The sequence below is a fragment of the Pseudomonas sp. KCJK9058 genome (assembly GCF_046230975.1).
Taxonomy (GTDB): domain Bacteria; phylum Pseudomonadota; class Gammaproteobacteria; order Pseudomonadales; family Pseudomonadaceae; genus Aquipseudomonas; species Aquipseudomonas alloputida.
Genome location: NZ_JBJJLR010000054.1, coordinates 1 through 25,417 on the forward strand (window position 1 = coordinate 1; position 25,417 = coordinate 25,417).

Below are 25,417 nucleotides of genomic sequence, written 5' to 3' on the forward strand. Positions count from 1 at the left end.
TGCCACCGGCAGCGCAATCAACACCGAAACCAGCATTGCATTACGCATTTCCCGCGCCCGGGTCGCGCCGATGAACAAGCCATCCAGCAAGTAACTCCACACCGCGATCAACGGCAGCAACGCCAGGTAGGGCAAATACGGATAAGCCGCCGCCCGCACACTGTCGATGTCGGTCTGCAAGTCGATGAACAGGTGCCCACCCAGCAGGAACAGCCCGGCAAACCCCACGCTGGTGATCAGTGACCAACCACAAGCGACCACCAGCGAGCGGCGCAAAGTGTTGCGGTCACGGGCACCAATGGCATGGCCGCACAAGGCCTCCACCGCATGGGCCAGCCCATCCAGCGCATAGGCCGTCAGTAGCAGGCCATTGAGCAACAGGGCGTTGGCCGCCACGGTCGCTTCACCCAGACGCGCGCCCTGCACGGTAATCAGCAGGAACACCAGTTGCAGTGCCAGGCTACGCAGGAAGATGTCGCGGTTCACCGCCAGCAGTGGCCTCCAGGCCTGCCAGCGCTTGAGCGCTGCCCACACGATCTGCCCCGGGTAAGCCCGCAGGGCCGGGCGGGTCAGGGCCAGGCCGAGCAGGGCGGCAGTCCATTCGGCAATCACCGACGCCCGCGCCGAGCCCAGTACACCCCAGTCCAGGCCCAGCACGAACCACAGGTTCAAGGCGATGTTCAGCAGGTTGGTGGTCAGCAGGATGGCCAGTGGCGCCCTGGCGTTCTGGGTGCCGAGGAACCAGCCGACCAGCGCGTAACTGGCCAGCGCCGCAGGCAGGCCAAGCAGGCGGGTATGGAAGAAGTCTTCGGTGGATTGCTGCAGGGCTGCGCTGGGTTGCATCGCATGGAGTGCCAGCTGGCTGAAGGGCAGGGCCAGCAGGCCGATCAACAGGGCGAAGCCGACCGCCAGCAGCAGCCCTTGCACCAGTACCTGGCGTAACGCTCCACCGTCGCCACGGCCGGCGGCCTGAGCAGCGAAGCCGGTGGACCCCATGCGCAGGAAGCCCATCAGGCCGACCATGAAGGTGAACAAGGTGGCGCCCACGGCCACGGCGCCCAGTTGGTGGGCGTGCGGGAGATGACCGATGACCGTGCTGTCGACCAGCGCCACCAGCGGTACCGAGATGTTGGACAGGATCATCGGCGCGGCCAGCGCCCAGACCTTGCGGTGGGTGGGGCGGTGGCGCCAGTCGGCAGCGAGTTGGGGCATGTGCATTCCATGAGATTTTGGGGCCGCTGTGTGCCCCTTCGCGAGCTTGCTCGCTCCCACAGGAAAGTGTTGCTCTTGCGGCCGGCGCCAAACCTGTGGGAGCGGGCAAGCCCGCGAAGGGACGCCATGCGGCCCCTTTAACGAATCGCCACAGTGTAACGACCAGGCAACCATTTAGCGCGACCATGGTCTGACCTGGCGCGCAACGCCGGGTGCTGCACCTGACGTTGCGCTATAGTTGCTGCCCTCACGTACACGCTGCCCAAGAGTTCCTATCTCATGTTCAACAAAGGATTGTTGCTGGCCTGCGCGCTGGCGTTGCTCAGTGCCTGTGACTCTTCCACGCCGGGCAAACCGGCGCCGGTCGAGAAAACCGTGGCGCCCGCGCCCGCCGAAACCCCCGCCCCCAAGCGTGAGGACCCGGCCGTGCTCGCCAAGCGCTACGAGGGCCGCGAACTCACGGTGCTGGACGTATCGGAAGTGCAGCTCGATGGCGCGGCAACGCTGTCGATCAGCTTCTCAGCACCGCTGGATGCCAAGCAGGACTTCGCCACCAAGGTGCACCTGGTCGACACCGTCAAGGGTAAGCTAGATGGCGCCTGGGAACTCTCCGACAACCAGATGGAGCTGCGCCTGCGCCACCTGGAGCCGCAGCGCAAGCTGGTGCTGACCGTGGACAAGGGGCTGCTGGCAGTCAACGGCAAGCAGCTGGACAGCGAGTCGATCACCCGCCTGGAAACCCGCGACATGCAGCCGACCATCGGCTTTGCCAGCCGCGGCTCGCTGCTGCCTACCCGCCTGGCCGAAGGCCTGCCGGTGATTGCCCTGAACGTCGACAAAGTGGATGTCGAGTTCTTCCGCGTCAAGCCAGACATGCTCTCGACCTTCCTGGCCAACTGGGGACGCAACAGCAGCCTGTACTACTACCAGTCCAAGGAAACCCTGGACATGGCCGAGCTGGTCTACAGCGGCCGCTTCGATCTAAACCCGGCGCGCAACACGCGCGAGACCGTGTTGCTGCCGATTGCCGGCATCAAACCGTTGCAGGCGCCAGGGGTGTACCTGGCAGTGATGCGCGCCTCGGGTACCTACGATTATTCTCAGCCGGCAACCCTGTTCACCCTCAGCGACATCGGCGTGTCGGCCCACCGCTACCGCGACCGTATCGACGTGTTTGCGCAAGCCCTGGAAGGCGGCAAGGCGCTGAGCGGCGTCAACCTGGAAATCCATGACGAAAAGGGCAAGCTGCTGGCCCAGGCCACCACCGATGGCAAGGGGCATGCCCAGCTGCCGATCACGCCAAAGGCCGATACCCTGATTGCAACCCAGGGCGTGCATACCACGCTGCTGCGCCTGAACACCGCAGCCCTGGACCTGGCCGAATTCGACATCACCGGGCCTCAGGCCAACCCGCTGCAGTTCTTCATCTTCGGCCCGCGTGACCTGTACCGCCCGGGTGAGACGGTGCTGCTCAACGGCCTGCTGCGCGACCAGGACGGCAAGCCGGTCAAAGCCCAGCCGGTGAGCGTGGAAGTGCGTCGCCCGGATGAACAGGTGAGCCGCAAGTTCGTCTGGGAAGCCGACAGCAATGGCTTGTACCAATACCAGTTGCAACTGGCCACCGAGGCCCCGACCGGCCGTTGGCAACTGCTGCTCGACCTGGGTGGCGGGCGCAAGCAGGTCTATGAATTCCTCGTTGAAGACTTCCTGCCCGAGCGCCTGGCGCTGGAGCTCAAGGGCAGCAGCACACCGCTTTCGCCGGATGAAGATGCGCGTATCCAGGTCAATGGCCGTTACCTCTATGGTGCGCCGGCCGCCGGCAACCGCCTGAGCGGTCAGGCCTATGTACGCCCGCTGCGCGAGGCAGTACCGGCGTTGCCTGGCTACCAGTTCGGCTCGGTCACCGAAACCGATCTGAACCAGGACCTGGAACTGGACGAAGTCACCCTTGACCAGGCCGGCAAGGCGGTGGTCGATATCGAAAGCCGTTGGGCCGAAGCCCGCTCTCCGCTGCAACTGACCGTGCAGGCCAGCCTGCAGGAGTCGGGTGGCCGGCCGATCACCCGGCGCCTGGAGCAGCCTATCTGGCCGGCTGAGCGCCTGCCGGGCCTGCGAGGCCTGTTCGAAGGTGAGGAGACCGATAGCGACGGGCCCGTGGAATTCGAATTCCTGGTGGCCGACCGCGACGGTAACAAACTGGCGGCCGACGCGCTTAAGGTGCGCCTTGTTCGCGAACGCCGCGATTACTACTGGAATTACTCGCAAAGCGACGGCTGGAGCTACGCCTACAACGAGAAGTTCCTGACCCAGAACGAAGAGACGATCAGCGTCAAGGCAGGTTCCACCGCCAAACTCAGCTTCCAGGTTGAGTGGGGCCCGTACCGCGTCGAGGTCGAAGACCCGCAGACCGGTCTGGTGTCCAGTGAGCGCTTCTGGGCCGGCTATCGTGCCCAGGACAACGCTGAGGGCGGCGCGGTGCGGCCGGACCAGGTCAAGCTGGCGCTGGACAAACCCTCCTACACCGATGGCGCTACTGCCAAGGTCACCGTCACCCCGCCCGCTGCGGGTAGCGGCTACCTGATGATCGAGTCCAGCGATGGCCCGCTGTGGTGGCAGGAGATCGATGTGCCCGCCGAGGGCAAGACCTTTGACGTGCAACTGGACAAGGCCTGGGCCCGTCACGACCTGTACATCAGCGCGCTGGTTATCCGCCCTGGTGAGCGCAAGGCCAATGCCACGCCCAAGCGCGCCGTGGGCGTGCTGCACCTGCCGCTGGACCGCGCCGAGCGCAAGCTTGCGCTGAGCCTGCAGGCGCCGGAAAAAATGCGCCCGAAACAGCCTTTGACAGTGAAGGTAAAGGCCGCCAACGCCGATGGCAGTGTGCCCAAGCAGGTGCATGTGTTGTTGTCGGCGGTGGACGTGGGCATCCTCAACATCACCGATTTCAAAACCCCCGACCCGTTCGCCAGCCTGTTCGGGCGCAAGGCCTATGGTGCCGATCAACTGGACATCTACGGCCAGTTGATAGAGGCCGGCCAAGGCCGCCTGGCCAGCCTGGCGTTCGGTGGCGATGCGGCGATGGCCAAGGGGGGCAAGCGACCCAACACTACGGTAACCATCGTCGCCCAGCAGAGCCTGCCGGTGACGCTGGACGACAAGGGTGAGGGCCAGGCCACGGTCGACATCCCCGACTTCAACGGTGAACTGCGGCTGATGGCGCAGGCCTGGACCGAAGAGCACTTCGGCATGGCCGAAGGCAAGACCGTGGTCGCCGCGCCGTTGATTGCCGAGCTTTCGGCCCCGCGCTTCCTGGCCGGTGGCGACCGTACCAGCCTGGCACTGGACCTGGCCAACCTGTCCGGCCGCGCCCAGCAACTGAGCGTCGAAATCACCACGGATGGGCAACTGAGCCTGGCGGCCAATGCCGTGCAGAGCGTTAACCTGGCCGAAGGGCAGCGCTCGACGCTGATGATTCCGGTGCAGGCCCAGGGGGGGCTGGGGCAGGGCAAGGTGCATGTCCGGGTGACGGGCCTGCAACTGCCGAACGAGCCGGTCAATGCGTTCGAACGTGAGTGGACGCTGGGCGTGCGCCCGGCCTATCCGGCAATGCTCAAGCACTACCGTGTGGCCTTGAAGGACCAGCCGTGGACTCTGCCCGAAGCAGACCTGGCCGCCTTCGAACCCGCTGGCCTGGAAGCCAGCCTGGCCTTGTCGAGCCGGCCGCCGCTGAACCTTGCCGAGCAGATTCGCGCGCTGCAAGCCTACCCTTACGGCTGCCTCGAACAGACCACCAGCGGCCTGTACCCTTCGCTGTACGCCGATGCCGACAGCCTCAAGCGCCTTGGCATCAAGGGCGAGCCGGCGGATGTGCGCAAACGCAAGATCGAAATGGGCATCGAGCACCTGCTGGGGATGCAGCGCTACAACGGCAGCTTTGGCCTGTGGAGTTCGGACAGCGAGGAAGAGTACTGGCTGACCGCCTATGTGACTGACTTCCTGCTGCGTGCCCGTGACCAAGGGTATGGCGTACCCGCCGAGGCATTGAAGAAGGCCAGTGAGCGCCTGCTGCGTTACCTGCAGGAACGCAACCTGATCGAAGTGGACTACAGCGAAAATGCCGACCACACGCGCTTTGCGGTGCAGGCCTACGCGGCGCTGGTGCTGTCGCGCAGCCAGCAGGCGCCGTTGGGTGCCCTGCGCGGGCTGTTCGAACGTCGCGCCGATGCCCGCTCCGGTCTGCCGCTGGTACAACTGGCAGTGGCGCTGGACAAAATGGGCGACAAACCGCGTGCCGAGCAAGCCTTGCAGGCGGGCCTGGGCATCAGCCGTGGCAAAGGCTGGCTGGCCGATTATGGCAGCGCCCTGCGTGACCAGGCACTGATCCTGGCGCTGCTGCAGGAAAGCAACCTGGCCAGCAGCCAGGTCGATCAGCGCCTGTTCGCCTTGTCGGATGAACTGGCGGCCAACCGTTGGCTGTCGACCCAAGAGCGCAATGCACTGTTCCTCGCTGGCCGTGGCCTGCTGGGCAAGCCGGAAGGCCAGTGGCAGGCACGTCTGGACAGCGCGGGTGAAGTGCGCGAGTTGAACAATGCCGAGGCCGGTATGAAGCTGGAAGGCCCGTTACTGGCCTCGCCTCTGAGCGTGCAGAATGAAGGCAACGAGACGCTGTACCAGCAACTGACCTTGTCCGGCTACCCACGACAGGCACCTGCTGCTGGCGGCAACGGCCTGCAGATTCACAGAGAGTACCTGGGCATGAATGGCCAGCCGCTGGACCTGCACAACCTGCGCAGTGGCGACCTTGTGCTGGTGCACCTGGCGCTCAAAGCTGAGGACCGCGTGCCGGATGCGTTGGTGGTGGACCTGCTGCCGGCCGGCCTGGAGCTGGAAAACCAGAACCTGGCTCAAAGCGCCGCCAGCCTGGACAACGCCAGCAGTGCAGTGAAGGCGTGGCGCGAGTCGATGCAGAACGCCAGCGTGGTGCATCAGGAGTACCGTGATGACCGTTATGTTGCCGCGCTCAAGCTTGACGGCTATGGCACCACCCACCTGCTGTACCTGGCGCGAGCAGTGACCCCGGGCACCTACCGCGTGCCGCCGCCGCAGGTCGAGTCGATGTATCGGCCGAACCTGCAGGCCGTGGGCGATGGGCAAGGGGAGATGACGGTGAAAGCCCGCTAGAGGCCCGCTCTACGCGGAAAGTGTGGGAGCGGCCTTGCGTCGCGATAGGGCCGCAAAGCGGCCCCGACAATTCAAGCGGCGAAGCTGAAAGCCTGGGGCTGCTGTGCAGCCCTGTCGCGACGCAAGGCCGTTCCCACAAAGACCGCGCAGATCAGTGGATCACCCAGCTCATCACCCACAGCCCCAGCACCAGCCAGATGATTCCGAGGATGATCGAGGCGCGCATGAATGCGCGGATTGCCGAGTACAGCAGCATCAGGCCGATGATCAGGGCCAGGATGCTCAGCAGCGAAGTGTCCATGCCCAAGGTGCGCGACAGGCCATCGATGAAGTTGCCACCGGCATTGGCCAGCAGGTTGAACAACCCGCTCAATGCGTCGACGATGAAGCGGATCAACGACCCCAGTGCCTGGCCCAGCCACTCGAAAAAACCTTCTACATGCATAGTTGCTTCCTGATGAAAAAATCGGCGAGGTTGTCGTCCCAAAGCCTTTGGCCATTACCTGGCGAGGTCGGTTCCCGATGCCAAGCTTAGCGCGACCACGGTGCCGTGCGGGCAGGTTGTTGCGTGCCACGCTGATCAGTCTGCTGGTGCTCGGCAGCCTGTTCTGGCTGGCTGATCGTATCTGGCCGCTGCCGCTGCCGGGTGATGACCTGGCCCGGGTAGTGCTGGCCGAAGACGGCACGCCCTTGTGGCGCTTTGCCGATGCTGATGGCGTGTGGCGCTACCCCGTAAGCCCTGAAGAGGTTTCGCCGCTTTACCTGCAGGCTTTGCTGACTTATGAGGACCGTTGGTTCTACAACCACCCAGGGGTCAACCCGCTGGCATTGGTCCGCGCGGCTTGGCTGAACCTGCGCGGCGGGCGTGTTGTGTCGGGCGGCAGCACATTGTCGATGCAGGTGGCACGCCTGCTCGACCCGCACGACCGTACCCTGGTCGGCAAACTGCGCCAGCTATGGCGCACCTTGCAGCTGGAATGGCACTTGTCCAAGCGCGACATCCTGCAGATCTACCTGAACCGCGCACCTTTCGGCGGCACGCTTCAGGGCGTGGCGGCAGCCAGCTGGGCGTACCTGGGCAAGTCGCCCCTGCACCTGACACCTGCCGAAGCGGCACTGCTGGCCGTGCTGCCCCAGGCACCCAGCCGGCTGCGCCCGGACCGCCACCCCGAGCGTGCCCAGCGTGCCCGGGACAAGGTGTTGCAGCGCCTGGCGGAATACCAGGTATGGCCGGCCCAGCAAATTCGCGAGGCGGCCGAGGAGCCGCTGGTGTTGGCGCCACGCCAGGAGCCGGCCCTGGCGCCATTGTTGGCCCGGCGCCTGAACAGCGCTGACAGCCCGCCGCTGATCCGTACCACGCTTGACGCTGCGCTTCAGCGGCGCCTCGAAGACTTGCTGCTGGGCTGGCGCGCACGGCTGCCGGAGCGTACCTCGGCCGCCATTCTGGTGGTCGAAGCGCAGAGCATGGCGGTGCGCGCGTACCTGGGCTCGATAGATTTGTCTGATGAGCGCCGCTTTGGCCATGTCGACATGGTGCGCTCGTTACGTTCGCCCGGCTCCACCCTCAAGCCGTTTCTTTACGGCATGGCGCTGGACGATGGCCTGATCCATTCCGAATCGCTGTTGCAGGATGTTCCACGACGCTATGGCGACTATCGCCCTGGCAACTTCTCCATGGGGTTCAGCGGGCCGGTGTCGGCCAGCTCGGCGCTGGCCCTGTCGCTCAACCTGCCCGCCGTGCAATTGCTGGAGGCCTACGGCCCGAAACGCTTTGCCGCACAACTGCGCATGGCGGGCATGCCGTTGATACTGCCACCCCTTGCCGAGCCCAACCTGTCGTTGATCCTGGGCGGTGCCGGCAGCCGGCTGGAGGACCTGGTCGGCGGCTACGCGGCGCTGGCGCGGGGTGGCAACAGTGCGCAGGTGCGCTTGCAGCCACAGGCCCCCCTGGTGGAGCACCGGTTGCTGTCACCGGGGGCGGCGTGGATCATCCGGCGTATCCTCAGTGGCCAGGCGCGCCCGGACCGCGACCCGCACGCCGAACTGGTGCAGCGCCCGCTACTGGCCTGGAAAACCGGCACCAGCTACGGCTTTCGCGATGCCTGGTCGATTGGCGTGGGGCCGCGTTACCTGATCGGCGTATGGATTGGCCGCCCCGACGGTACACCGGTGCCTGGGCAGTTCGGCCTGGCCTCGGCGGCGCCGCTGATGTTGCAGGTGCACGATCTGTTGAGCAATCGCGACAGCCAACGCGGCATCAGCGTCCCGGTAGCGCCGGTACCTGCGAATATCGGCGTTGCGGCGATCTGTTGGCCGCTGGGCCAGCCGATGAGCAAGCAGGACACCAACTGTCGGCGTCAGCGCTTTGCATGGACACTGGACGGCACCACGCCACCCACCTTACAGGCAGCCGACCAGCCGCTGGGCCTGGGCTTGCGCGAAAAAGTGTGGGTCAACGAGCAGGGCTTGCGGGTGGATGGTAGCTGCCCGGGCGCCAAGGCGCGTGACATCGCCCTGTGGCCGGCGCCGCTGGAGCCTTGGCTCCCCCGTGTCGAGCGGCGCATGGCACGTTTGCCGGCCATCGACCCGGCCTGCCCGCCGCAGGCGCTGGCCAGTGCACCACCGCTGTCGATTGTCGGCGTGCGCCCAGGCGACAATCTGCGCCGCCCGGCCACCAGCACTGAGCCGTTGCAATTGCAGGTCTCTGCCTTGGGTGGTGGTGGACGGCGCTGGTGGTTCCTCAACGGCCAGCCGTTGGGTGAAACCCAGGGGCAGGACAGCCTGTTGCTGCGTTTGCCACAGGTCGGGCAGGCCGAACTCAGCGCGCTGGACGAAAGCGGTCAGACGGCGCGGGTGGCGTTCCAGGTCAGTGAGTAGGTGTTCGACGACAGCCGGGCCAGCACCTACGCTTGCAAGTGACGGGTGTGACCGGCTGGTGCCCCACAACCCATGGGAACATGGAGTGCCCTATGCGTCCTCTGGTCGTGCCCCTGATGTTGCTGCTTTGGGCACTTGCTGCCCACGCCGAGCCGTTGCCGGGGTTTCTCGACAGCCATGAGTACGAGCGGCGTCTGCCCAGCGCCAACCTGCCGATGACGGACTACTCCCCTGTGAGCCCCCGCATACGGCTGGCCGGGGCGGCTATCAACAACCCCGACTGGGCCCCGGCCAACACCCGGCTGGTACTGCATAAAGTGCGCTTCGAGGGCGGCACGGTGTTCCCCTTGGGCGACCTGCGCGAACACTATCAGCCGCTGATCGGGCGCGAAACCACGTTGGGTGAATTGCAGCAATACACCCAGCGCCTGACCCAACGCTACCGGCAGGAGGGCTACTTGCTGTCGTATGCCTACCTGCCTCCTCAGGATGTGGCCGATGGCAGGGTCAACGTGGTGCTGGTCGAAGGTTACGTACGTGATTACCGCGTGGACGGCGATATTGGGCCGGCCAGCGAGTATTTGCAGCAGCTGCTGGCGCGCATTGAGGCCGAGCGCCCACTGACCCGCGAAACGCTGGAGCGCTATCTGGGCCTGGCTACGCGCATGCCAGGGGTCGTGGTAGAGGCCGAATTGGCAATGGCGCGGGCTGCCGATGGTGTCGCCCAGCTGACCGTGCATGCACGGCGCAAGCCGCTCAGCGCCGCTGTGACCGTGGCCGACTCCAGCCGTGATGCTGCACAGGCCCTGATCACCGTAGCCAGCAATGCCCAGACCCGCCATGGCGAACGCGTCACGGCCAGCTGGCTGCTGCCCCCTGGCAATGACCGGGTCTACTACCAGCGTCTCGATTACAGCCAGTACCTGGACGCCGCCGGTAGCCAACTGCTGCTGTCGGCGTCGCGCTACCGCAGCGAGCCCGGCACGCGCATACGTTTGGACGATGGCCGCGATATCACCCGCGAGCACGACAGTGAGCGCTATGCGATCGGCCTGCGTCAGCCGGTGGTTGTCAGGCCGAATGAGTGGCTGGCGGTGCAGGGCCACGTGTACTCGGTCAGTGAGCATGATGAAGACCGGATGGCCGAGCAGCCATCGTCTCGCAAGTACGACACCTATGTGCGGGCGCTGTCATTCGAAGGTGACTGGCGCAAGGTGGAGCAGGGGCGTTTGCGTATCGTCAGTGCCGGGGTCTATCAGGGGCTGGACTACCTGGGGGCACGCAGCGATGCTGACTACGATCTCGACTTCCTGCGCTTGCGGCTTTCCGGTTTGCAGAGCGACACCCTGTTGGAAAACTGGCAGGGGGTGGTGTCGGGGGCGTTGTACTGGAGTGATGATCGATTGCCCGACAGCGAGCGTGCGGGGTTTGGCGGGCAGAGTTTCGGGCGCGGTTACCCGCGCGATCAGGCGGACGGTGACAAGGGCTGGGGGGTGGCTTACGAGGTCAACTACAGCGTGCGCAGTAGCTGGCTTGCGCGGGTTCAGCCCTATGCGGTGGTGGATACCGCTCAGGCCTGGCACAACCGGGGACCGGTGGAGGACGCCCATCTGGCTTCGGTGGCGCTGGGTGTGCGGTTAGGGGGTGGGCATATGTTCAATGTGGCGCTGGAAGTGGCCAAGCCGTTGGCGGATGTGGCGCTGGATAGCCTGGACCGTCGGCCTCGGCTGTCGTTGAACCTGGCGATCCAGTTGTAGCAGGCAACTATGGGCTTGCAGGAGCAGCCTTTCGCAGCGCAAGGCCGCTCCAGAATGGTGTGCCGAGCATTCACTCAATGGGTCGTGAACCGCTGGTGCACGGGCGACGAGCTGGGGGTCAGCGCCAGAGCCAGCTGGGTGCGATTGTGCATATGCGTCAAACGCAATACCTGAGACACATAGAGCTTCACGGTGTTTTCGGTAATGCCCAGTTCGCAGGCGATCTGGTAATTGGTCTTGCCCTTGCTAACCAGGCGCGCCACTTCCAGCTGGCGTGGTGACAGTTTCTCGAACGCTGCTGGCAGCTCGCTTTCGCTTTCTTCTGCATCACTGGCACGCCGGTGGGTGCCTTGGCCACGGGCTTTTTCCAGGTCCTGATACAGTTCGTCCACCGACTCGGCCAGTTCCTGCAAGCGCTGGTTCAGCCCACCCAGATCACGGAGGTTGCGCTGGCGCTCCAGCAAGGCCTCTTCCTGCCGACGGACGCCTGCCAGCAGTTCATCGAGGTCCATCGGCTTCTGGTAGTAATCGGCAAACCCTTCGCGTATCGCCCGGATCAAGTCCTGTTTCTCGGCACGCCCTGTCAACATGATGGCTTCGAACGTGCGCTGGCTGCCGTTGATTTCCTTCAAGGCGCGCACCAGCTCGATGCCATCCCGATCTGGCATGTGCAGGTCACAGATGAGCAAGCCGATGGTCGGGTCTGCCACATAGTGCTCGATGGCTTCGTCGGTTGAGAGGGCTGTAACGCAGGCATAGCCCTTGGTTTGGAGGAATTCACTCAGCTGTTCGACAATGACCGGTTGATCATCAACCACCAACACCTTTACTTCACTCACTGATCTGGACACGATCAACTCCCTGTTCTTATACAGCCCTGCTCCCGTGCCAGACGCTCTGGCAGCTTAAAAGTAGTCGCACTCAACGAATATGTACAAGGCGTGTACAGGTTATCGGACCACTGGAAGGCTTATTGGATCCATACGGCCGTTAGAAGAAAACCTGATAACACATAGGGGACGAACGCCTGCTTGTCGCCCATTTCCTCGGTCAGGGCCTGCAAACGCTTCTTTACCTTGGGGTTGAGCAGCGTCCACAGGCGCCGGCGGGTCAGTAGCCAGACCAGTACAGTGACACCCGCGCCAATGAAGGTGCCGAGCACATATTGCGGGCTGGTGGCCAGGGCCAGGGCCCCCATCAGCTTGACGTCGTCGGCGCCGAAGCGGCCGAGCATGTAGCCTGGCAGGGTCAGCAGCATGACGATGGCCAGCGCCCAACCGGCCTCGTTGGCTTCGGCGCCTATCCAGCTGTGGCCGGTGCTGAACAGCCAGGCCAGGGCGCAGCCAGCCACTCCCAGGGTCAGCACGTTGGAGATCTGGCGTTGACGCACATCCTGTTCGGAGCACAAGGCAAGCCACAGCAGGAGAACAATGCTTTGCATTGGCAGGTCGCCTTTCCCAAATGTTGAACACTTCTACCCGGTCAGTCAGGTTTCCTTAAATGAAGATAGACGGGAACGTGCGGGGGAGTGCGGTTGGCATCGGAAAAAAGGCGTGCGTGCAATGGATTTTGTCGCAGCTGACACAAGCCAGGTCGGTGATGCAGTCGTCCTTCGAATCACGATCGCTGCAGGCGCGGGTTCAACCGCGAACACCCGCGAAGCCGGTGCCATGCACCGTGCCACTTTCTTCGCAGGTAAACCTGCTCCCGCAGGGGCACGGTGCATGCAAAGGCCGCGGTCCAACGCTATTTTTTGCTGCCCGGTGGGTAGTTGCCCAGCACCTTGGCCACGGTGTTGCGGATTGCGCTGTTACGTTCTTCCGGGGTTGGCGGGTAGTTGTTCATGATCTGCTCGGCACTGCCGCGCCATACCAGCTTGCCGTCACGCCCATCGAACATGTCGACCTGGATGGTGGCGACCTTGTAGTCGACACTGCGGGTTTCGTTGTACATCGGGCCACCCCAGTAGCCGCCCCAGTAGCCACCCCAGCCACCGCCGTAGTTGGTGGTGATCTGTTGTTGGCGCTGCTCCACGATCAGGTATGTACGTACTGCCAGGTCGGGCCGCGCTCCGCCTTGTACCGGACGCAGGCCGCGCTGGTCGAGTTGGTCTGCCACCGCCTGGCGAATGCGCTGCTCGGTGAGGTCGCTCTTGATCCGTGGGTCATCCGGGCGGTACTGCAGGCCTGGCTCCTGCCATGCCCAGCTGCGGTAGGTGGCAAAATCGCGGCTGGCATCGAAATCCTGCTGGACGTTATTGCTCGAGCAGGCAGCGAGCAATAACGCGAATGACAGTAGAACGAGACGGCGCAACATGATGGTTCTCCGTTAGCTATTAACTGGGAGGATAGCCGCTGAGTGCCTTGTGCACAGAATCGCGCAAGGCACTTTCGCGTTCGCGGGGCGAGTCCTTGTTGCTGCTGCTTTCGGCGCTGGCGCTCCAGACCGGCTGGCCGCTGCGGGCGTCGTACAAGTCGATGCGCACCACCAGGACTTCTACCTCGTAGGTACGCACGATGGGCACGCTGGCATAGCCTCCATAACCGTGGCGGTAGCCGCCATAGCCGACCCCCCCATAGGGATACGGCCCGTAGTAGGGGTCGTAGGTGTCGTAGTCACGCACTTGGCGCAAGCGTTTTTCCAGGCGCATATCGGCGCTCACCAGCAAGTCGCCAGGGCCTGTGCGAGCGGGGCGCAGGCCATGCTGGTCGAGCGCACCGCTGACGGCATCGGCCAGTTGCGCCGGGTCGGCATCGACAGCGCCGCTGGGCAACTGGCCGTTGCGCCAGCTCCAGCTGCGGTAGTGCCCATAATCACGAGCGGGCGCAGGGTATGCACTGGCGTCGAAGGTGGTGGCCGCCTGGGCAGGGGCTGGTGGTAACGGGCGGCTGCTGGCCACATAAGGGTTGCTGCCCTGGCAGCCAGCCAGGGCAATGGGCAGCAGGGCCAGGCACAACAGACGGTACGGCATGTGTTCCTCCTGGCGCGGCGGATTAGCGGGGGCGGCAAACCCAGTGCAGGTAGCGGCCAAGCCCGGCGAAGGTGGGGTGGCGACGGTGGGCCAGTTCCATTTCCAACAGGTCGAGCAACTCGGCCTTGCCCTGGAATTCCTTGGGCATATAGTCGTGAAACACCCGCACGCCGCTTTCGCTTTCAACCTGCCACATAGGCTCAAGTTGCGCCTTGAGTTCGCGTGGATCAAGCGGTTTCTGTGGGGTCAGGCTCTGCTTTTCACCTTCCAGCCGGTTGCTGCGCAACTTGCGGAAATGGCCCTTGAGCAGGTTGCGATAGACCAGTGCGTCGCGGTTGTAGAAGGCCAGCGATAACCAACCGCCGGGGGCCGTGAGCTGGTGCAGCACCGGCAGGATGCTCTCGGGTTCGGCCAGCCATTCGAGCACGGCGTGGCAGAGCACCAGGTCGTAGCGCTCGGTCAGCTGACCGAGCAGGTCTTGCCAGGGCGCCTGGATGAAGGTCGCGGTCTGGCCGGCTTCGGCAAAGCGCGCCCTGGCGCCGTCGAGCATGGGCGCCGCGGGTTCGGCCAGGGTCAGCTGGTGGCCGCGCTCGGCCAGCCACAAGGCCATGTGGCCCAACCCGGCGCCGATGTCGAGGATGCGTAGCGGGCGGTCGGGTAGCGCTTCGGCCAGGTCGGCCTGCAGCACGGCCAGGCGGATCGCACCCTTGGCGCCGCCATAGATCTTTTCGGCAAAGCGAGTGGCCAGCTCATCGAAATGACGGTCGTTCATCGGGCGAAGCGCCTCTCGCTGTCGGCCAGCTTGGCACGCACCACTTGATCCATGTCCAAACCCAGTTCGCTGCACAGCAGCAACAGGTAGAGCACCACGTCACCGATTTCCTGGCCGGCGTGGGCCAGTTTGTCGGCAGGCAGCTGGCGCGATTCGTCCTCGCTCAGCCACTGGAAGATTTCTACCAGTTCGGCCATTTCGACGCTGGCGGCCATGGCTAGGTTCTTCGGGCTGTGGAAGCCGCGCCAGTCATTGGTATCGCGGATCTGATGCAGGCGTTGGGTGAGTTCTTGCAGGTTCATCGGGGGTCTCCTATTGCTGCATAGCTTCTGCCCAGGCCCGATGCAAAGCAAGCGTATACCGCCAGGACAGGCCCGGCCCTACAGGCACTCCCAACGGCCGACCATATGCAGCACGTCCCCGTGCCCGTCCAGGCGCAGTTGGCCCGAAGGGCCCGCTTCACTGGCACTGAGCACCACCTCTGAAGGCAACCTGACCGGCTTGCGGAAGTCCACCTCAAAGGCAAAGCCACTGTGCGGCAAGTGCCCGCGCAGCGCGGCCAAGGCCATGGCCTTGGTCCACATGCCATGGGCAATGGCCGTTGGAAAGCCAAATAACCGCGCACTGACAGCACTGAGGTGGATAGGGTTGTAATCCCCGCACACCTTGGCATATCGCCGGCCGATATCACTGTCGGCATACCAGCGGGTGGCCTCGGGCAATGAATCAGGCGCCGTGTCGGCGGGCTCACTTGCCTCGCCTTCCAGGGCCAAGCCACGCACCAACATGCGGCTGGTCTCGCGCCAGAGCAGGCCGATGCCATCTTCAGCCTCGGTGACCAGGTCGAAGGTGCCACCTTTGGCATGGCGCTGCAGGTTGTGCGCGTACACTGCAAAACGCAGCCCTTCGACAGCACCCAGGGGGCGCAGCACTTCGATGCGGTTGTGCAGGTGTACCAGACCCAGCAGCGGGAAGGGGAAATCATCGGCTGTCATCAGCTGCAATTGCAGGGCAAACGCCATCACATGAGGATAGGTCCCCGGCAGGCGGCCATCATCGGGAAAGTGGCAAAGCCTTCGATAGGCACCCAGATTGCCCGGTTGGACCCGCATGAAACAGCGCAGGCCATCGTCCGGCAGCCGGTCGCCGCTGATGGAGCGTTTGCTGGCTGCGCGCAGGTACAGGCTGGCGCGGGCGGCCGGGTTGTGCAGGTCGTGCCATTGTCGGCTCATGTTCAAGCCCCCATCAGTGCCTGGCCGCACACCCGCAGCACCTGGCCGTTGACCGACCCGGAGCCTGGCTGGCTGAGCCACGCAATGGCTTCGGCGACATCCTGCGGGCGCCCACCCTGGCCCAGCGAACTCAAGCGCCGGCCCGCCTCGCGCAGGCCCATGGGCATGGCTGCAGTCATGTGGGTTTCGATGAAACCGGGGGCGATGGCGTTGATGCTGCCACCGCGCTCGGCGAGCCGTGGCGCCCAGGCCTGGGCCAGGCCGATCAGCCCGGCCTTGCTCGCGGCATAGTTGGCCTGCCCGCGGTTGCCGGCAATGCCGCTGACCGAGGCCAGCAGGGTGATGCGCGCGTTTTCCCCCAGCGCGCCGTTGTCATACAACGCCTGGGTGAGCACTTGCGGTGCCTTGAGGTTCACGGCCAGCACGGCGTCCCAGTATTCCGGCGTCATGTTGGCCAGTGTCTTGTCGCGGGTGATACCGGCGTTGTGCACCACGATATCGATGCCGTCGGGCAGGGCCGCGAGCAGTTGCGTTGCCGCATCGCTCGCGCATATATCCAGTGGCAGTGCCTTGCCGCCGAGGCGTGCAGCGAGGGCGTCGAGGTCCTGGCTGGCCTGCGGTACATCCAGCAGCAGTACATCGGCGCCGTCCCGTGCCAAGGTTTCCGCAATGGCGGCGCCGATACCGCGCGCAGCCCCCGTGACCAGCGCACGGCGGCCGCCGAGTGGGCGGGTCCAGTCCTCCACCTGGCTGGTGCAGGCTTGCAGGCGCAGTACCTGGCCAGAGATGAAGGCACTCTTCGGCGAGAGGAAGAAGCGCAGGGCGCCTTCCAGCTGATCTTCGGCACCGGGGGTGACATACAACAGCTGGGCAGTGGCGCCGTTGCGCAGTTCCTTGGCCAGTGAGCGGCTGAAGCCCTCAAGGGCACGCTGTGCAACGCTGGCCAGTGGGTCGTCGAGGCTTTCCGGTGCACGGCCCAGCACCAGGACATGGGCGCATGGGGCCAGACTGCGTAGCAGCGGCTGGAAAAATTCACGCAACTGCTTCAGTGCATCGCTGTCGGACAAGTGACTGGCATCGAATACCATGGCCTTGATTTTCGGCCCCAGGCCGGCCACCCAGGCTTCAGCCTGCAGGTTGTCGGCATTGAAGCTGTATACCTCGTCAGTGAGGCGCGGTGCGATGGCTTCGACCTGCTTCGCCAGTGGCCCGCCACCCAGTACCAGGGCACCTTCCACCGGCCGCAGGCGGCCAGCCTGCCAGCGCTCCAGTGGCGCCGGGCGTGGCAGGCCAAGGGCATCCACGAGGCGGCGGCCGAGATTGGAGTTGGCAAAACCGAGGTAGCGATCGCTCATGAGGGGTCTCCCGAAAGGCAAGCTTGAAAGTGTGGACCAACTTTGCGGCAGGGTCGTTCGAATGCGGTGAAAACACCTAGGCTGTACCGAACAAATTGTTTCAGGAGGAACACGCGCATGCGTTCAACTCGCCGGGTCGCGATCCTGGGCGGCAACCGGATCCCTTTCGCCCGCTCCAATGGCGCCTACGCTACGGCCAGCAACCAGGCGATGCTCACGGCCGCGCTTGAAGGCTTGATCGAACGCTATTGCCTGCACGGGCTGCGGTTGGGCGAGGTGGTGGCCGGTGCCGTGCTCAAGCACTCGCGCGACATGAACCTGACCCGCGAGTGCGTGTTGGGTTCGCGCCTGTCACCGCAGACCCCGGCCTATGACATCCAGCAGGCCTGCGGTACCGGGCTGGAGGCTGCGCTGCTGGTGGCCAACAAGATTGCCCTGGGGCAGATCGACTGCGGTATTGCAGGCGGTGTCGACAGCACCTCCGATGCGCCGATCGCCCTCAACGAAGGCTTGCGCCATATATTGCTGCAGGCCAACCGTGGCAAAAGCCTTGGCGAACGGTTACAGCCCTTCCTCAAGCTGCGGCCTCATCACCTGAAACCCGAGCTACCACGCAATAGCGAGCCGCGTACGGGGTTGTCGATGGGCGAGCATTGCGAGCGCATGGCCCACACTTGGCGCGTTGGCCGCGCCGAGCAGGACGAATTGGCGCTGCTTAGCCACCAGAAGCTGGCTGCTGCCTATGCCGAGGGTTGGCAGGACGACCTGTTGACGCCGTTTCTTTCGCTGGTGCGGGACAACAACCTGCGCCCCGACCTGAGCCTTGAGCAGTTGGCCAGGCTCAAACCAGCCTTTGACCGCAGCGGGCAGGGCACGTTGACGGCGGGTAATTCCACGCCGTTGACCGATGGTGCTTCGCTGGTGCTGTTGGGCAGCGAAGCGTGGGCGCAGCAGCAGGGGTTGCAGGTGCTTGCCTATCTGGTCGATGGCGAAACCGCTGCGGTGGATTTTGTCACGGGGCGCGAAGGGTTGTTGATGGCGCCGGTGTATGCCGTGCCGCGCTTGCTGGCACGCAATGGTCTGACGCTGCAGGACTTTGACTACTACGAAATCCACGAAGCCTTTGCTGCCCAGGTGCTGTGCACGCTCAAGGCCTGGGAGGATGCCGATTACTGCCGTGAGCGGTTGGGCCTGGAGGCGCCGCTGGGCGCGATCGACCGCAGCAAACTCAATGTCAAGGGCAGTTCGCTGGCAGCCGGGCACCCGTTTGCGGCAACCGGTGGGCGGATATTGGCCCACCTGGCCAAGCTGCTGGCGACGGCGGGTAAGGGGCGCGGGCTGATTTCGATCTGTGCGGCAGGCGGGCAGGGGGTGACCGTTATCGTCGAGCGCTGAAGCACCTCCAGGGTAACTGCAGAGGCGGTGAGTGCCTCGATCATGATCCAGCTGTTAGGCTTGTCTGGTCAGAACTACAAGAACATACCATGCCTATCATCGGACACCCCCGCGCTATCCCCGCGCTGGAACACCTGCCCAGACCGCTCTACGCCCGTGCCGAAAGCCTTGGCGCCGGTTCGTGGACCACTCGCCACCAGCACGATTGGGTACAGTTTTCCTACGCCATCAGCGGCGTACTTGGCGTGTACACACGCGACGGCAGTTACTTTGCCCCACCGCAGTGGGGGGTGTGGATCCCTGCCGATGCCGAGCATGAAGTGGTCACCTCGATGCAAGCCGAGATGCGCAGCCTGTATGTGCGCCGCGATGCCTGCCCATGGGCGCCGGAACAATGCCGAGTGCTGGAAGTCACGCCGCTGGCGCGCGAGCTGATAAAGCAGTTCTGCCTGTTCCCGGCAGATTACCCAGAGGACGACAGCGCCGAGGCGCGTCTGGTGGCAGTGCTGCTCGATCAGTTGCGCACCTTGCCAGAAGTCGGTTTCTCGCTGCCGTTGCCCCGCCACCCTGGTTTGCTGGCACTGTGCAATGGCTTGATCGCTGCACCAGACCAGCCGCAGACCTTGCAGCAGTGGGCGCGGGAGCTGGGGTGTTCGGAGAAGACGCTGATGCGGCTGTTTCAACGGGAGACCGGCTTGAGCTTTCGTAATTGGCGCCAGCGCATGCGGTTGTTGTCGTCGCTGGCGTTGTTGGAGGCGGGGGAGAATGTGACCGAGGCGGCGCTGGGGTGTGGGTATGACTCCACGTCGGCCTACATTGCGGCGTTCAAGCAGCTGTTTGGCGCGACACCGGGGGAATTGAAGCTCTGATTTTCGGTTGCCTGTGCCGGCCCTTTCGCGGGGTTATCCGCGAAAGGGCCGGCACAGGCCATGCATCATCAGGTGCGGAACCTGCGCACCAGCGTATCCAGCTCATTGGACAGCCCGGCCAGGCTCTCGGAGTCCTGGCGCGCCGCCTGGGCCAGCTCGGCCACCAACTGCGCATCCCCATGAATCTGGCTGATGTGCCGGTTGATGTCCTCAGCCACCTGATGCTGTTCTTCGGCTGCCGTGGCGATCTGGGTGTTCATGTCGCGGATCACGTCCACCGACTCACGGATCTGCCCGAAGCTGTCGCGGGCCAGACCAATGCGGCTGACCGACTGCTGCGACACTTCCAGGCTGGCGTGCATCTGCTCGGCCACTTCGGCGGTACGGCTGGCCAGGTTGCCCAGCAAACCGTCGATTTCAGCGGTGGAGTCGGCAGTACGCTTGGCCAGCGCCCGCACTTCGTCGGCCACCACGGCAAAGCCGCGGCCCTGCTCACCGGCACGGGCCGCTTCGATGGCGGCGTTCAGGGCCAGCAGGTTGGTCTGTTCGGCAATCGAACGGATGGTGCCGAGGATCGACTGAATGGCGTTGCTGTCACGCTCCAGCTGTTGAATCGACTGGGCCGATTGCTCGATTTCGTGGCTCAGGCGATCAACGCTGTGTACCGCTGCATCGATCTGTTGCTGCCCTTCGCGGGCCTGCTGCTGGCCGCTGTCGGCCGACTGCGCGGCCTGGCTGCAGGACCGTGCCACTTCATTGGCGGTGGCGACCATTTCGTGGAATGCAGTGGAAACCATGTCCACGGCTTCGCGCTGGCGGCCGGCCGCCTCGGCCATGTCGCTGGAGACGCGGGTCGAGCTGCTGGACGTGCTGAGGATCTTGCTGGCGGCAGCACCGATGTGCTGGATCAGGCTGCGAATGGCACCGAGGAACTGGTTGAACCAGCTGGCCAGTTGCGCGGTTTCGTCGCGGCCGCGGATTTCCAGGTTGCGGGTCAGGTCACCCTCACCTTGGGCAATGTCCTCCAGGCCGTTGGTGACGCTGTTGATCGGGCGCACGATCAGTTTGGCGAAGGCCGCACCGACCACCGCGAACAGCGAGGCCAACACCACAGCGATGACACCGATCAGCCAGGTGAGCCGGGTGGTGGTCTGCATCACTTCGCTTTGTTCGATCAGGCCGATGAAGGTCCAGCCCAGCTGCTGGTCTGGATAGACGTTGGCCATGTAGTGCACGCCATTGAGTTCGACCTCGACCAGGCCTTTGCCGGCTTTGGCCAGCTTGGCGTAACCGTCGCCAAAGCTTCCCAGCTGCTTGAAGTTGTGGGCGGCGTCGCGCGGGTCGACCATCACGTTGCCGTTGCTTTCCACCAGCATCAGGTAGCCGCTTTCGCCCAGTTTGATCTGCTTGACGATTTCGGTCAGGCCCTTGAGCGACACGTCGATGTTGACCACGCCGCCGGGGTTGCCCAGCTGGTTGGCCACGGTGCGCACGGTGCTGACCAGCACCGCATCGTCGGCGGCCCAGTAGTAGGCACCGGTACGCATCGTCTTGCCAGGGTTTGCCATGGCAAGTTGGTACCAGGGGCGCGTGCGTGGGTCATAATTGACAAACTTCTGGCCGGCCGGCCAGCCAGTGTAGCCGCCGTCATTCACCCCGTAGGACAGGTAGGCGTAGGCGGGGTGTGAGTTGGCCAGGCGAGTCATGAAGTCGAGAATTTTGCTGGCCTGCTCGCCCAGTTCGTAGGACGGGGTTGCGCTCATGTACTTGTTCAGCTCGCTGCCCGTGGCGGCAACCATTGGCTGGGAAGCCATGTACTCGACGTTCTGGTTGATCCCCTGGAAGAAGATGTTCATCGCGTTGCTGACCTGGCGGATTTCTCGGCTGCTGCTGTCGAGGAATCCGTCGCGGGCTTCGCCGCGCAGGTTGATGACCACCAGGGTGGCCACGAGAACGATGGGCAAGCCGGCGATGACCGCGAATGCCCAGGTCAGTTTCTGTTTGATGCTCATCGACGCTCCCGGAATTTTTGTTTTCGACACACGAGGCAGGTAGCAACTGCATCGGCAGCATCCGGGTTTTATGAAGCCAAAACGCCCGTATTTATTGGATAAAGTCGTGGTTGGTGACTATTCGGTCGTGTTTGGACATTTATGGCATGCCAAAGGCGCGTGGCAGCTCAGTGACAGCAGCTGCCCGCAGCGCCATTGGCCAGGTCTTTGAGGATCGGGCAGTCCGGGCGGTCGTCACCCTGGCAGTGCGAAACCAGCTCGCCGAGGGTGTCGCGCAGGCTCATCAGCTCCTCGATGCGCCGGTTCAGTTCATCGATGTGGTGCATGGCCAGCGCCTTCACATCGGCGCTGGCACGTTGGCGGTCCTGCCACAAGGTCAGCAACTTGCCGACCTCTTCGAGGGAAAAGCCCAGGTCGCGGGAGCGTTTGATGAAGGCCAGGTTGTGCAAGTCTTGCGCCTGGTACAGGCGGTAGCCGCTGTCGCTGCGAGTGGCGGGTTTGAGCAGGCCGATGGACTCGTAGTAACGGATCATCTTGGTGCTGAGCCCGCTGCGGCGGGCGGCCTGGCCGATATTCATGGCGCCTCCTGGGTGCTGCTGGTGGGTTTCCACGTTTTAAGCCACAGTGCATTGCTGACGACGCTGACACTGGACAGGGCCATGGCGGCACCTGCCAGTACCGGGTTGAGGTAACCCAGCGCGGCGAGCGGAATGCCGATCAGGTTGTAGATGAAGGCCCAGAACAGGTTCTGGCGGATCTTCGCGTAGGTCTTGCGGCTGATTTCCAGCGCGGCGGGCACCAGGCGCGGGTCGCCACGCATCAGGGTGATGCCGGCGGCCTGCATGGCCACGTCGGTACCGCCACCCATGGCAATGCCGATGTCGGCCGCGGCCAACGCCGGTGCATCGTTGATGCCATCGCCAACCATGGCGACCACCCCATCCTGCTTGAGCGCGGCCACGGTCGCGGCCTTGTCGGCCGGTAGCACTTCGGCGTGCACATCGTCGATGCCCAGTGCCTCGGCAACCACTTTGGCGCTGCCACGGTTGTCACCGGTCAGCAGGTGGCTGCTGATGTGTTGGGCGTGCAGGGTTTCGATGGCCTGCGCAGCGCCAGGCTTGAGGCTGTCACCAAAGGCGAACAGGCCCACCACTCTCGGTTGCGCGCCGCGCTCGATCAGCCACGACAGTGTGCGCCCTTCCGCTTCCCAGGCCTGGGCCTGGGCGGCCAAATCGCCGGGCTGCAGACCGCTTTCGTCAAGCAGTCGGCGGTTGCCCAGCGCCAGTTCACGGCCTTCAACGCGCCCGGCAATGCCGCGCCCGGTCAGTGACTGGCTGTCGGCAACGGTTGGCACGTCCAGCCCTTGCTCTGCACAGGCCACCAGTACCGCCTTGGCCAGCGGGTGTTCACTCCCGCGCTGCAGGGCGCCGGCCAGGCGGTGAAGGTCGGCACTGTTGCCGTCCAGCGCCTGACTGTGAACCACCCGCGGGCTGCCGGAGGTGAGGGTACCGGTTTTGTCGAACACTACGCGGTTGACCGCATGGGCACGCTCCAGAGCTTCGGCATCCTTGATCAGGATGCCGTGGCGGGCGGCGACCCCGGTGCCGGCCATGATCGCGGCGGGCGTGGCCAGGCCGAGGGCGCAGGGGCAGGCGATGACCAGCACGGCGACGGCGTTGATCAGCGCGGTTTCCAGCGGCGCCCCAGCCAACCACCAGCCGATCAGGGTGATCAGGGCCAGTACCAGCACGGCCGGGACGAACACCTGGCTGACACGGTCGACCAGCTTCTGGATCGGCGCTTTGGCGGCTTGGGCGTCTTCCACCAGGCGGATGATGCGCGCCAGCACGGTCTCGGTGCCCAGCGCCTGGGTACGCACCAGCAGCCGGCCTTCGCCATTGATGGCGCCACCGGTGACGCTGTCGCCGGGTTGCTTGGGCACTGGCAGGCTCTCGCCGCTGATCAGGGCCTCATCGGCATTGCTGCTGCCGTCTTCGACCACGCCGTCGACCGGGAAGCGTTCGCCGGGCTTGACCAGTACCAGGTCGCCCACGCGCAACTGGGCGATGGCCACGTCCTCTTCCACGCCGTCGACCACGCGCAGGGCGCGTTCCGGGCGCAGGGCTTCGAGGGCTCGGATGGCACTGGCGGTCTGGCGTTTGGCGCGGCTTTCCAGGTACTTGCCCAGCAATACCAGGGCAATCACCACGGCTGAGGCTTCGAAGTACAGGTGCGTGGCCATACCGGCGGGAGCCTGTGCCCATTCGTACAGGCTCAGGCCATAACCAGCGCTGGTGCCCAGGGCCACCAGCAGGTCCATGTTGCCGGCGCCGGCGCGCACGGCCTTCCAGGCTGCAATGTAGAAGCGGGCACCGAGAATGAACTGCACGGGTGTGGCCAGCAGGAACTGCGCCCAGGCGGGTAGCATCCAGTGCAAGCCGAACGGTTGTACCAGCATGGGTAATACCAGCGGCAGGGCCAACAGCAAGGCTGCGCCGACTGCCAGGCGCTCGTTGCGCAGGCGGCGCTGGACAGCGCTTTGGTCGTCCTTGGTCGATTGCGGCAGGCTGGCGCTGTAGCCTGCCTTTTGCACAGCGTCGATCAGCAGGTTGTCATCAAGGGCCGCAAGCACTTCGAGGTGCGCGCGTTCGCTGGCCAAGTTGACGCTGACCCGCTCGACCCCGGCCAATTTGCCCAGGGCGCGCTCTACTCGGCCGACACAACTGGCGCAGGTCATGCCGCCTATCTGCAGTTCGAGGGTGCGGGTTGGTACCCCGTAACCGGCCTCGCGCACGGCTTCGACCAAGGCTGGCAGGCTGGCAGGCGGGGCTACAACCCGGGCTTTTTCAGTGGTGAGGTTTACGCTGACCTGTTCAGCGCCGGTGACCTTGCGCAGGGCGCGCTCGACCCGGCCAGCACAGCTGGCGCAGGTCATGCCGGAGATCGGCAGGTCGTATGTGGTGGATGCGGGCATGGCTCTCCTCCTTGGACAGGCCTCCAGCATCAACCTTGCCACGCAGGCAAGGTCAATAGCCCAGGTCGGCTCGTTTCAACTCCAGCCCATATTGCCCCATGGCGATGCGGTATTTGTTGATCTGGCCCGCCTGCAGATTCAAACGCGTGCTGCGCTGGTCCTCTATACCTGCGGCGCAACCCGGCATTTGCCCAGGCAGCAGGCGCAGGCGCACATCCACCGGGCCAGGCGGCAGGTTGAACGAGGTGGACTGCTCCTGGAAAACGCGCCCGGAAAGCTGGTCGTTGAGGTACACGCCGATTTCGCAACTGGTGGCCACTTCCAGGCGCTCCCGGGAAATGATCAGTACGCTGTAGGCCGAGTTGCCCTCGGCGAATGCCGGTGGCACCACAGCCAGCGCGCCCAAGAGCCCGACGACGCCCAATGCTGCCCTGAACATGAAAAATCTCCTGCTTGCCTGATCGTCAAAGGCGCAGCTTGGCCGACGCGGACGCGGATTTCCACCCCGGGCGTTGCAGGCAGGGCTTGACCTTGCCCTCATGGCAAGCTTGAAACTTGTGAAAAACCTGAAGGAGGTAACCCCCATGCAAGTGTTCAATGTACAAGGCATGACCTGCGGCCATTGCGTGAAAGCCGTGACCCGCGCGGTGCAGGAGCAGGATGCGGCAGCCAGGGTGGAAGTTGATCTGGCAGGCAAACAGGTGCGTGTGCAGAGCGAGTTGGCGCAGGAGCAGATTCTCACTGCGATTCGCGATGAGGGGTATCAGGCCGAAATCGCCTGAAGGCCTGTTTGCTCCCACCGGGGTAACA

At 64.4% G+C, this 25,417-nt stretch carries 20 protein-coding genes and 1 pseudogene; 6 read left to right on the forward strand and 15 right to left on the reverse strand.

Translation table 11 applies throughout. The features are described from left to right. Window positions 1-1,212, reverse strand: a 1,212-nt coding sequence (locus ACK59Z_RS22205) for an MATE family efflux transporter (protein ID WP_409293672.1), incomplete at its 3' end; no start/stop codon positions are given. A 279-nt stretch (window positions 1,213-1,491) separates the two neighbouring features. On the opposite strand from ACK59Z_RS22205, the gene ACK59Z_RS22210 reads away from it, so the two are divergent. Beyond that, window positions 1,492-6,393, forward strand: coding sequence for an alpha-2-macroglobulin (locus tag ACK59Z_RS22210; protein ID WP_108079010.1), 4,902 nt, complete (start codon window positions 1,492-1,494; stop codon window positions 6,391-6,393). Window positions 6,394-6,544: 151 nt separating this feature from the next. Here ACK59Z_RS22210 and ACK59Z_RS22215 read toward each other — a convergent pair whose 3' ends face one another. Then, window positions 6,545-6,838, reverse strand: a complete 294-nt coding sequence (locus tag ACK59Z_RS22215) for a hypothetical protein (protein ID WP_004577004.1) — start codon at window positions 6,836-6,838, stop codon at window positions 6,545-6,547. A gap of 77 nt (window positions 6,839-6,915) precedes the next feature. Here ACK59Z_RS22215 and pbpC point away from each other — a divergent pair, with 77 nt between their 5' ends. Then, on the forward strand, window positions 6,916-9,270 hold the full coding sequence (gene pbpC / locus ACK59Z_RS22220) for a peptidoglycan glycosyltransferase PbpC (protein WP_409293673.1): 2,355 nt from the start codon (window positions 6,916-6,918) through the stop codon (window positions 9,268-9,270). A 92-nt stretch (window positions 9,271-9,362) separates the two neighbouring features. Then, the gene (locus tag ACK59Z_RS22225; protein WP_409293674.1) at window positions 9,363-11,027 is read left to right on the forward strand and encodes a ShlB/FhaC/HecB family hemolysin secretion/activation protein; all 1,665 of its coding nucleotides are present in this window, start codon (window positions 9,363-9,365) and stop codon (window positions 11,025-11,027) included. A gap of 74 nt (window positions 11,028-11,101) precedes the next feature. On the opposite strand, the gene ACK59Z_RS22230 is transcribed toward ACK59Z_RS22225, so the two are convergent. The 8 genes from ACK59Z_RS22230 to ACK59Z_RS22265 all read right to left on the reverse strand — a co-directional run bounded on the left by ACK59Z_RS22230 (window position 11,102) and on the right by ACK59Z_RS22265 (window position 17,357). Then, complete coding sequence (locus ACK59Z_RS22230; RefSeq protein ID WP_409293675.1) at window positions 11,102-11,878, reverse strand: response regulator; 777 nt, start codon at window positions 11,876-11,878, stop codon at window positions 11,102-11,104. A gap of 119 nt (window positions 11,879-11,997) precedes the next feature. Continuing rightward, complete coding sequence (locus tag ACK59Z_RS22235) at window positions 11,998-12,468, reverse strand: prepilin peptidase (protein ID WP_003255306.1); 471 nt, start codon at window positions 12,466-12,468, stop codon at window positions 11,998-12,000. A gap of 305 nt (window positions 12,469-12,773) precedes the next feature. Continuing rightward, window positions 12,774-13,343: a DUF4136 domain-containing protein gene (locus ACK59Z_RS22240; RefSeq protein WP_409293676.1), complete on the reverse strand. Its 570-nt coding sequence runs from the start codon at window positions 13,341-13,343 to the stop codon at window positions 12,774-12,776. A gap of 19 nt (window positions 13,344-13,362) precedes the next feature. Beyond that, window positions 13,363-13,998 (reverse strand): DUF4136 domain-containing protein, encoded by a 636-nt coding sequence (locus ACK59Z_RS22245; protein ID WP_003255302.1) that lies wholly within the window; start codon window positions 13,996-13,998, stop codon window positions 13,363-13,365. Between the two features lie 22 nt (window positions 13,999-14,020). Further along, window positions 14,021-14,770 (reverse strand): methyltransferase domain-containing protein, encoded by a 750-nt coding sequence (locus ACK59Z_RS22250; RefSeq protein WP_012051096.1) that lies wholly within the window; start codon window positions 14,768-14,770, stop codon window positions 14,021-14,023. Then, on the reverse strand, window positions 14,767-15,072 hold the full coding sequence (locus ACK59Z_RS22255) for a MazG-like family protein (RefSeq protein ID WP_003255298.1): 306 nt from the start codon (window positions 15,070-15,072) through the stop codon (window positions 14,767-14,769). Before ACK59Z_RS22255 ends, ACK59Z_RS22250 begins: the two co-directional genes overlap by 4 nt. A 78-nt stretch (window positions 15,073-15,150) precedes the next feature. Further along, window positions 15,151-16,002, reverse strand: coding sequence for a MaoC/PaaZ C-terminal domain-containing protein (locus ACK59Z_RS22260; protein WP_108192072.1), 852 nt, complete (start codon window positions 16,000-16,002; stop codon window positions 15,151-15,153). A 2-nt stretch (window positions 16,003-16,004) separates the two neighbouring features. Continuing rightward, complete coding sequence (locus ACK59Z_RS22265; protein WP_108192073.1) at window positions 16,005-17,357, reverse strand: 3-oxoacyl-ACP reductase; 1,353 nt, start codon at window positions 17,355-17,357, stop codon at window positions 16,005-16,007. A gap of 117 nt (window positions 17,358-17,474) precedes the next feature. Here ACK59Z_RS22265 and ACK59Z_RS22270 point away from each other — a divergent pair, with 117 nt between their 5' ends. Continuing rightward, window positions 17,475-18,752: an acetyl-CoA C-acetyltransferase gene (locus ACK59Z_RS22270; protein ID WP_108192074.1), complete on the forward strand. Its 1,278-nt coding sequence runs from the start codon at window positions 17,475-17,477 to the stop codon at window positions 18,750-18,752. An 89-nt stretch (window positions 18,753-18,841) separates the two neighbouring features. Next, complete coding sequence (locus ACK59Z_RS22275) at window positions 18,842-19,621, forward strand: helix-turn-helix transcriptional regulator (RefSeq protein WP_020193139.1); 780 nt, start codon at window positions 18,842-18,844, stop codon at window positions 19,619-19,621. A 68-nt stretch (window positions 19,622-19,689) separates the two neighbouring features. Here the strand turns inward: ACK59Z_RS22275 and ACK59Z_RS22280 are convergent, their stop codons facing one another. The 5 genes and pseudogenes from ACK59Z_RS22280 to ACK59Z_RS22300 all read right to left on the reverse strand — a co-directional run bounded on the left by ACK59Z_RS22280 (window position 19,690) and on the right by ACK59Z_RS22300 (window position 25,046). Next, window positions 19,690-20,457 (reverse strand): methyl-accepting chemotaxis protein, encoded by a 768-nt coding sequence (locus ACK59Z_RS22280; protein WP_370688781.1) that lies wholly within the window; start codon window positions 20,455-20,457, stop codon window positions 19,690-19,692. A gap of 90 nt (window positions 20,458-20,547) precedes the next feature. Beyond that, window positions 20,548-21,633, reverse strand: a pseudogene (locus ACK59Z_RS22285) (cache domain-containing protein); the annotation flags it as partial. A gap of 167 nt (window positions 21,634-21,800) precedes the next feature. Further along, window positions 21,801-22,211: a Cu(I)-responsive transcriptional regulator gene (gene cueR / locus ACK59Z_RS22290; RefSeq protein ID WP_108192075.1), complete on the reverse strand. Its 411-nt coding sequence runs from the start codon at window positions 22,209-22,211 to the stop codon at window positions 21,801-21,803. Further along, window positions 22,208-24,607, reverse strand: coding sequence for a heavy metal translocating P-type ATPase (locus ACK59Z_RS22295; protein ID WP_409293677.1), 2,400 nt, complete (start codon window positions 24,605-24,607; stop codon window positions 22,208-22,210). Before ACK59Z_RS22295 ends, cueR begins: the two co-directional genes overlap by 4 nt. A gap of 52 nt (window positions 24,608-24,659) precedes the next feature. Next, window positions 24,660-25,046: a hypothetical protein gene (locus tag ACK59Z_RS22300; RefSeq protein WP_003255287.1), complete on the reverse strand. Its 387-nt coding sequence runs from the start codon at window positions 25,044-25,046 to the stop codon at window positions 24,660-24,662. A gap of 145 nt (window positions 25,047-25,191) precedes the next feature. Between ACK59Z_RS22300 and ACK59Z_RS22305 the strand changes: the two genes are divergently transcribed. Then, complete coding sequence (locus tag ACK59Z_RS22305) at window positions 25,192-25,389, forward strand: heavy-metal-associated domain-containing protein (RefSeq protein ID WP_003255286.1); 198 nt, start codon at window positions 25,192-25,194, stop codon at window positions 25,387-25,389. Window positions 25,390-25,417 lie beyond the last annotated feature (28 nt).

What these genes read in the sequence shown, in the direction of transcription:
- ACK59Z_RS22210 (WP_108079010.1), top strand. Translation starts at nt 1,492, where the DNA reads ATGTTCAACAAAGGATTGTTGCTGGCCTGCGCGCTGGCGTTGCTCAGT.
- ACK59Z_RS22215 (WP_004577004.1), bottom strand. Translation starts at nt 6,838, where the DNA reads ATGCATGTAGAAGGTTTTTTCGAGTGGCTGGGCCAGGCACTGGGGTCG.
- pbpC (WP_409293673.1), top strand. Translation starts at nt 6,916, where the DNA reads ATGCCAAGCTTAGCGCGACCACGGTGCCGTGCGGGCAGGTTGTTGCGT.
- ACK59Z_RS22250 (WP_012051096.1), bottom strand. Translation starts at nt 14,770, where the DNA reads ATGAACGACCGTCATTTCGATGAGCTGGCCACTCGCTTTGCCGAAAAG.
- ACK59Z_RS22225 (WP_409293674.1), top strand. Translation starts at nt 9,363, where the DNA reads ATGCGTCCTCTGGTCGTGCCCCTGATGTTGCTGCTTTGGGCACTTGCT.
- ACK59Z_RS22245 (WP_003255302.1), bottom strand. Translation starts at nt 13,998, where the DNA reads ATGCCGTACCGTCTGTTGTGCCTGGCCCTGCTGCCCATTGCCCTGGCT.
- ACK59Z_RS22280 (WP_370688781.1), bottom strand. Translation starts at nt 20,457, where the DNA reads ATGGCCGAGGCGGCCGGCCGCCAGCGCGAAGCCGTGGACATGGTTTCC.
- ACK59Z_RS22305 (WP_003255286.1), top strand. Translation starts at nt 25,192, where the DNA reads ATGCAAGTGTTCAATGTACAAGGCATGACCTGCGGCCATTGCGTGAAA.
- ACK59Z_RS22265 (WP_108192073.1), bottom strand. Translation starts at nt 17,357, where the DNA reads ATGAGCGATCGCTACCTCGGTTTTGCCAACTCCAATCTCGGCCGCCGC.
- ACK59Z_RS22275 (WP_020193139.1), top strand. Translation starts at nt 18,842, where the DNA reads ATGCCTATCATCGGACACCCCCGCGCTATCCCCGCGCTGGAACACCTG.
- ACK59Z_RS22240 (WP_409293676.1), bottom strand. Translation starts at nt 13,343, where the DNA reads ATGTTGCGCCGTCTCGTTCTACTGTCATTCGCGTTATTGCTCGCTGCC.
- ACK59Z_RS22295 (WP_409293677.1), bottom strand. Translation starts at nt 24,607, where the DNA reads ATGCCCGCATCCACCACATACGACCTGCCGATCTCCGGCATGACCTGC.
- ACK59Z_RS22260 (WP_108192072.1), bottom strand. Translation starts at nt 16,002, where the DNA reads ATGAGCCGACAATGGCACGACCTGCACAACCCGGCCGCCCGCGCCAGC.
- ACK59Z_RS22300 (WP_003255287.1), bottom strand. Translation starts at nt 25,046, where the DNA reads ATGTTCAGGGCAGCATTGGGCGTCGTCGGGCTCTTGGGCGCGCTGGCT.
- ACK59Z_RS22255 (WP_003255298.1), bottom strand. Translation starts at nt 15,072, where the DNA reads ATGAACCTGCAAGAACTCACCCAACGCCTGCATCAGATCCGCGATACC.
- ACK59Z_RS22235 (WP_003255306.1), bottom strand. Translation starts at nt 12,468, where the DNA reads ATGCAAAGCATTGTTCTCCTGCTGTGGCTTGCCTTGTGCTCCGAACAG.
- cueR (WP_108192075.1), bottom strand. Translation starts at nt 22,211, where the DNA reads ATGAATATCGGCCAGGCCGCCCGCCGCAGCGGGCTCAGCACCAAGATG.
- ACK59Z_RS22270 (WP_108192074.1), top strand. Translation starts at nt 17,475, where the DNA reads ATGCGTTCAACTCGCCGGGTCGCGATCCTGGGCGGCAACCGGATCCCT.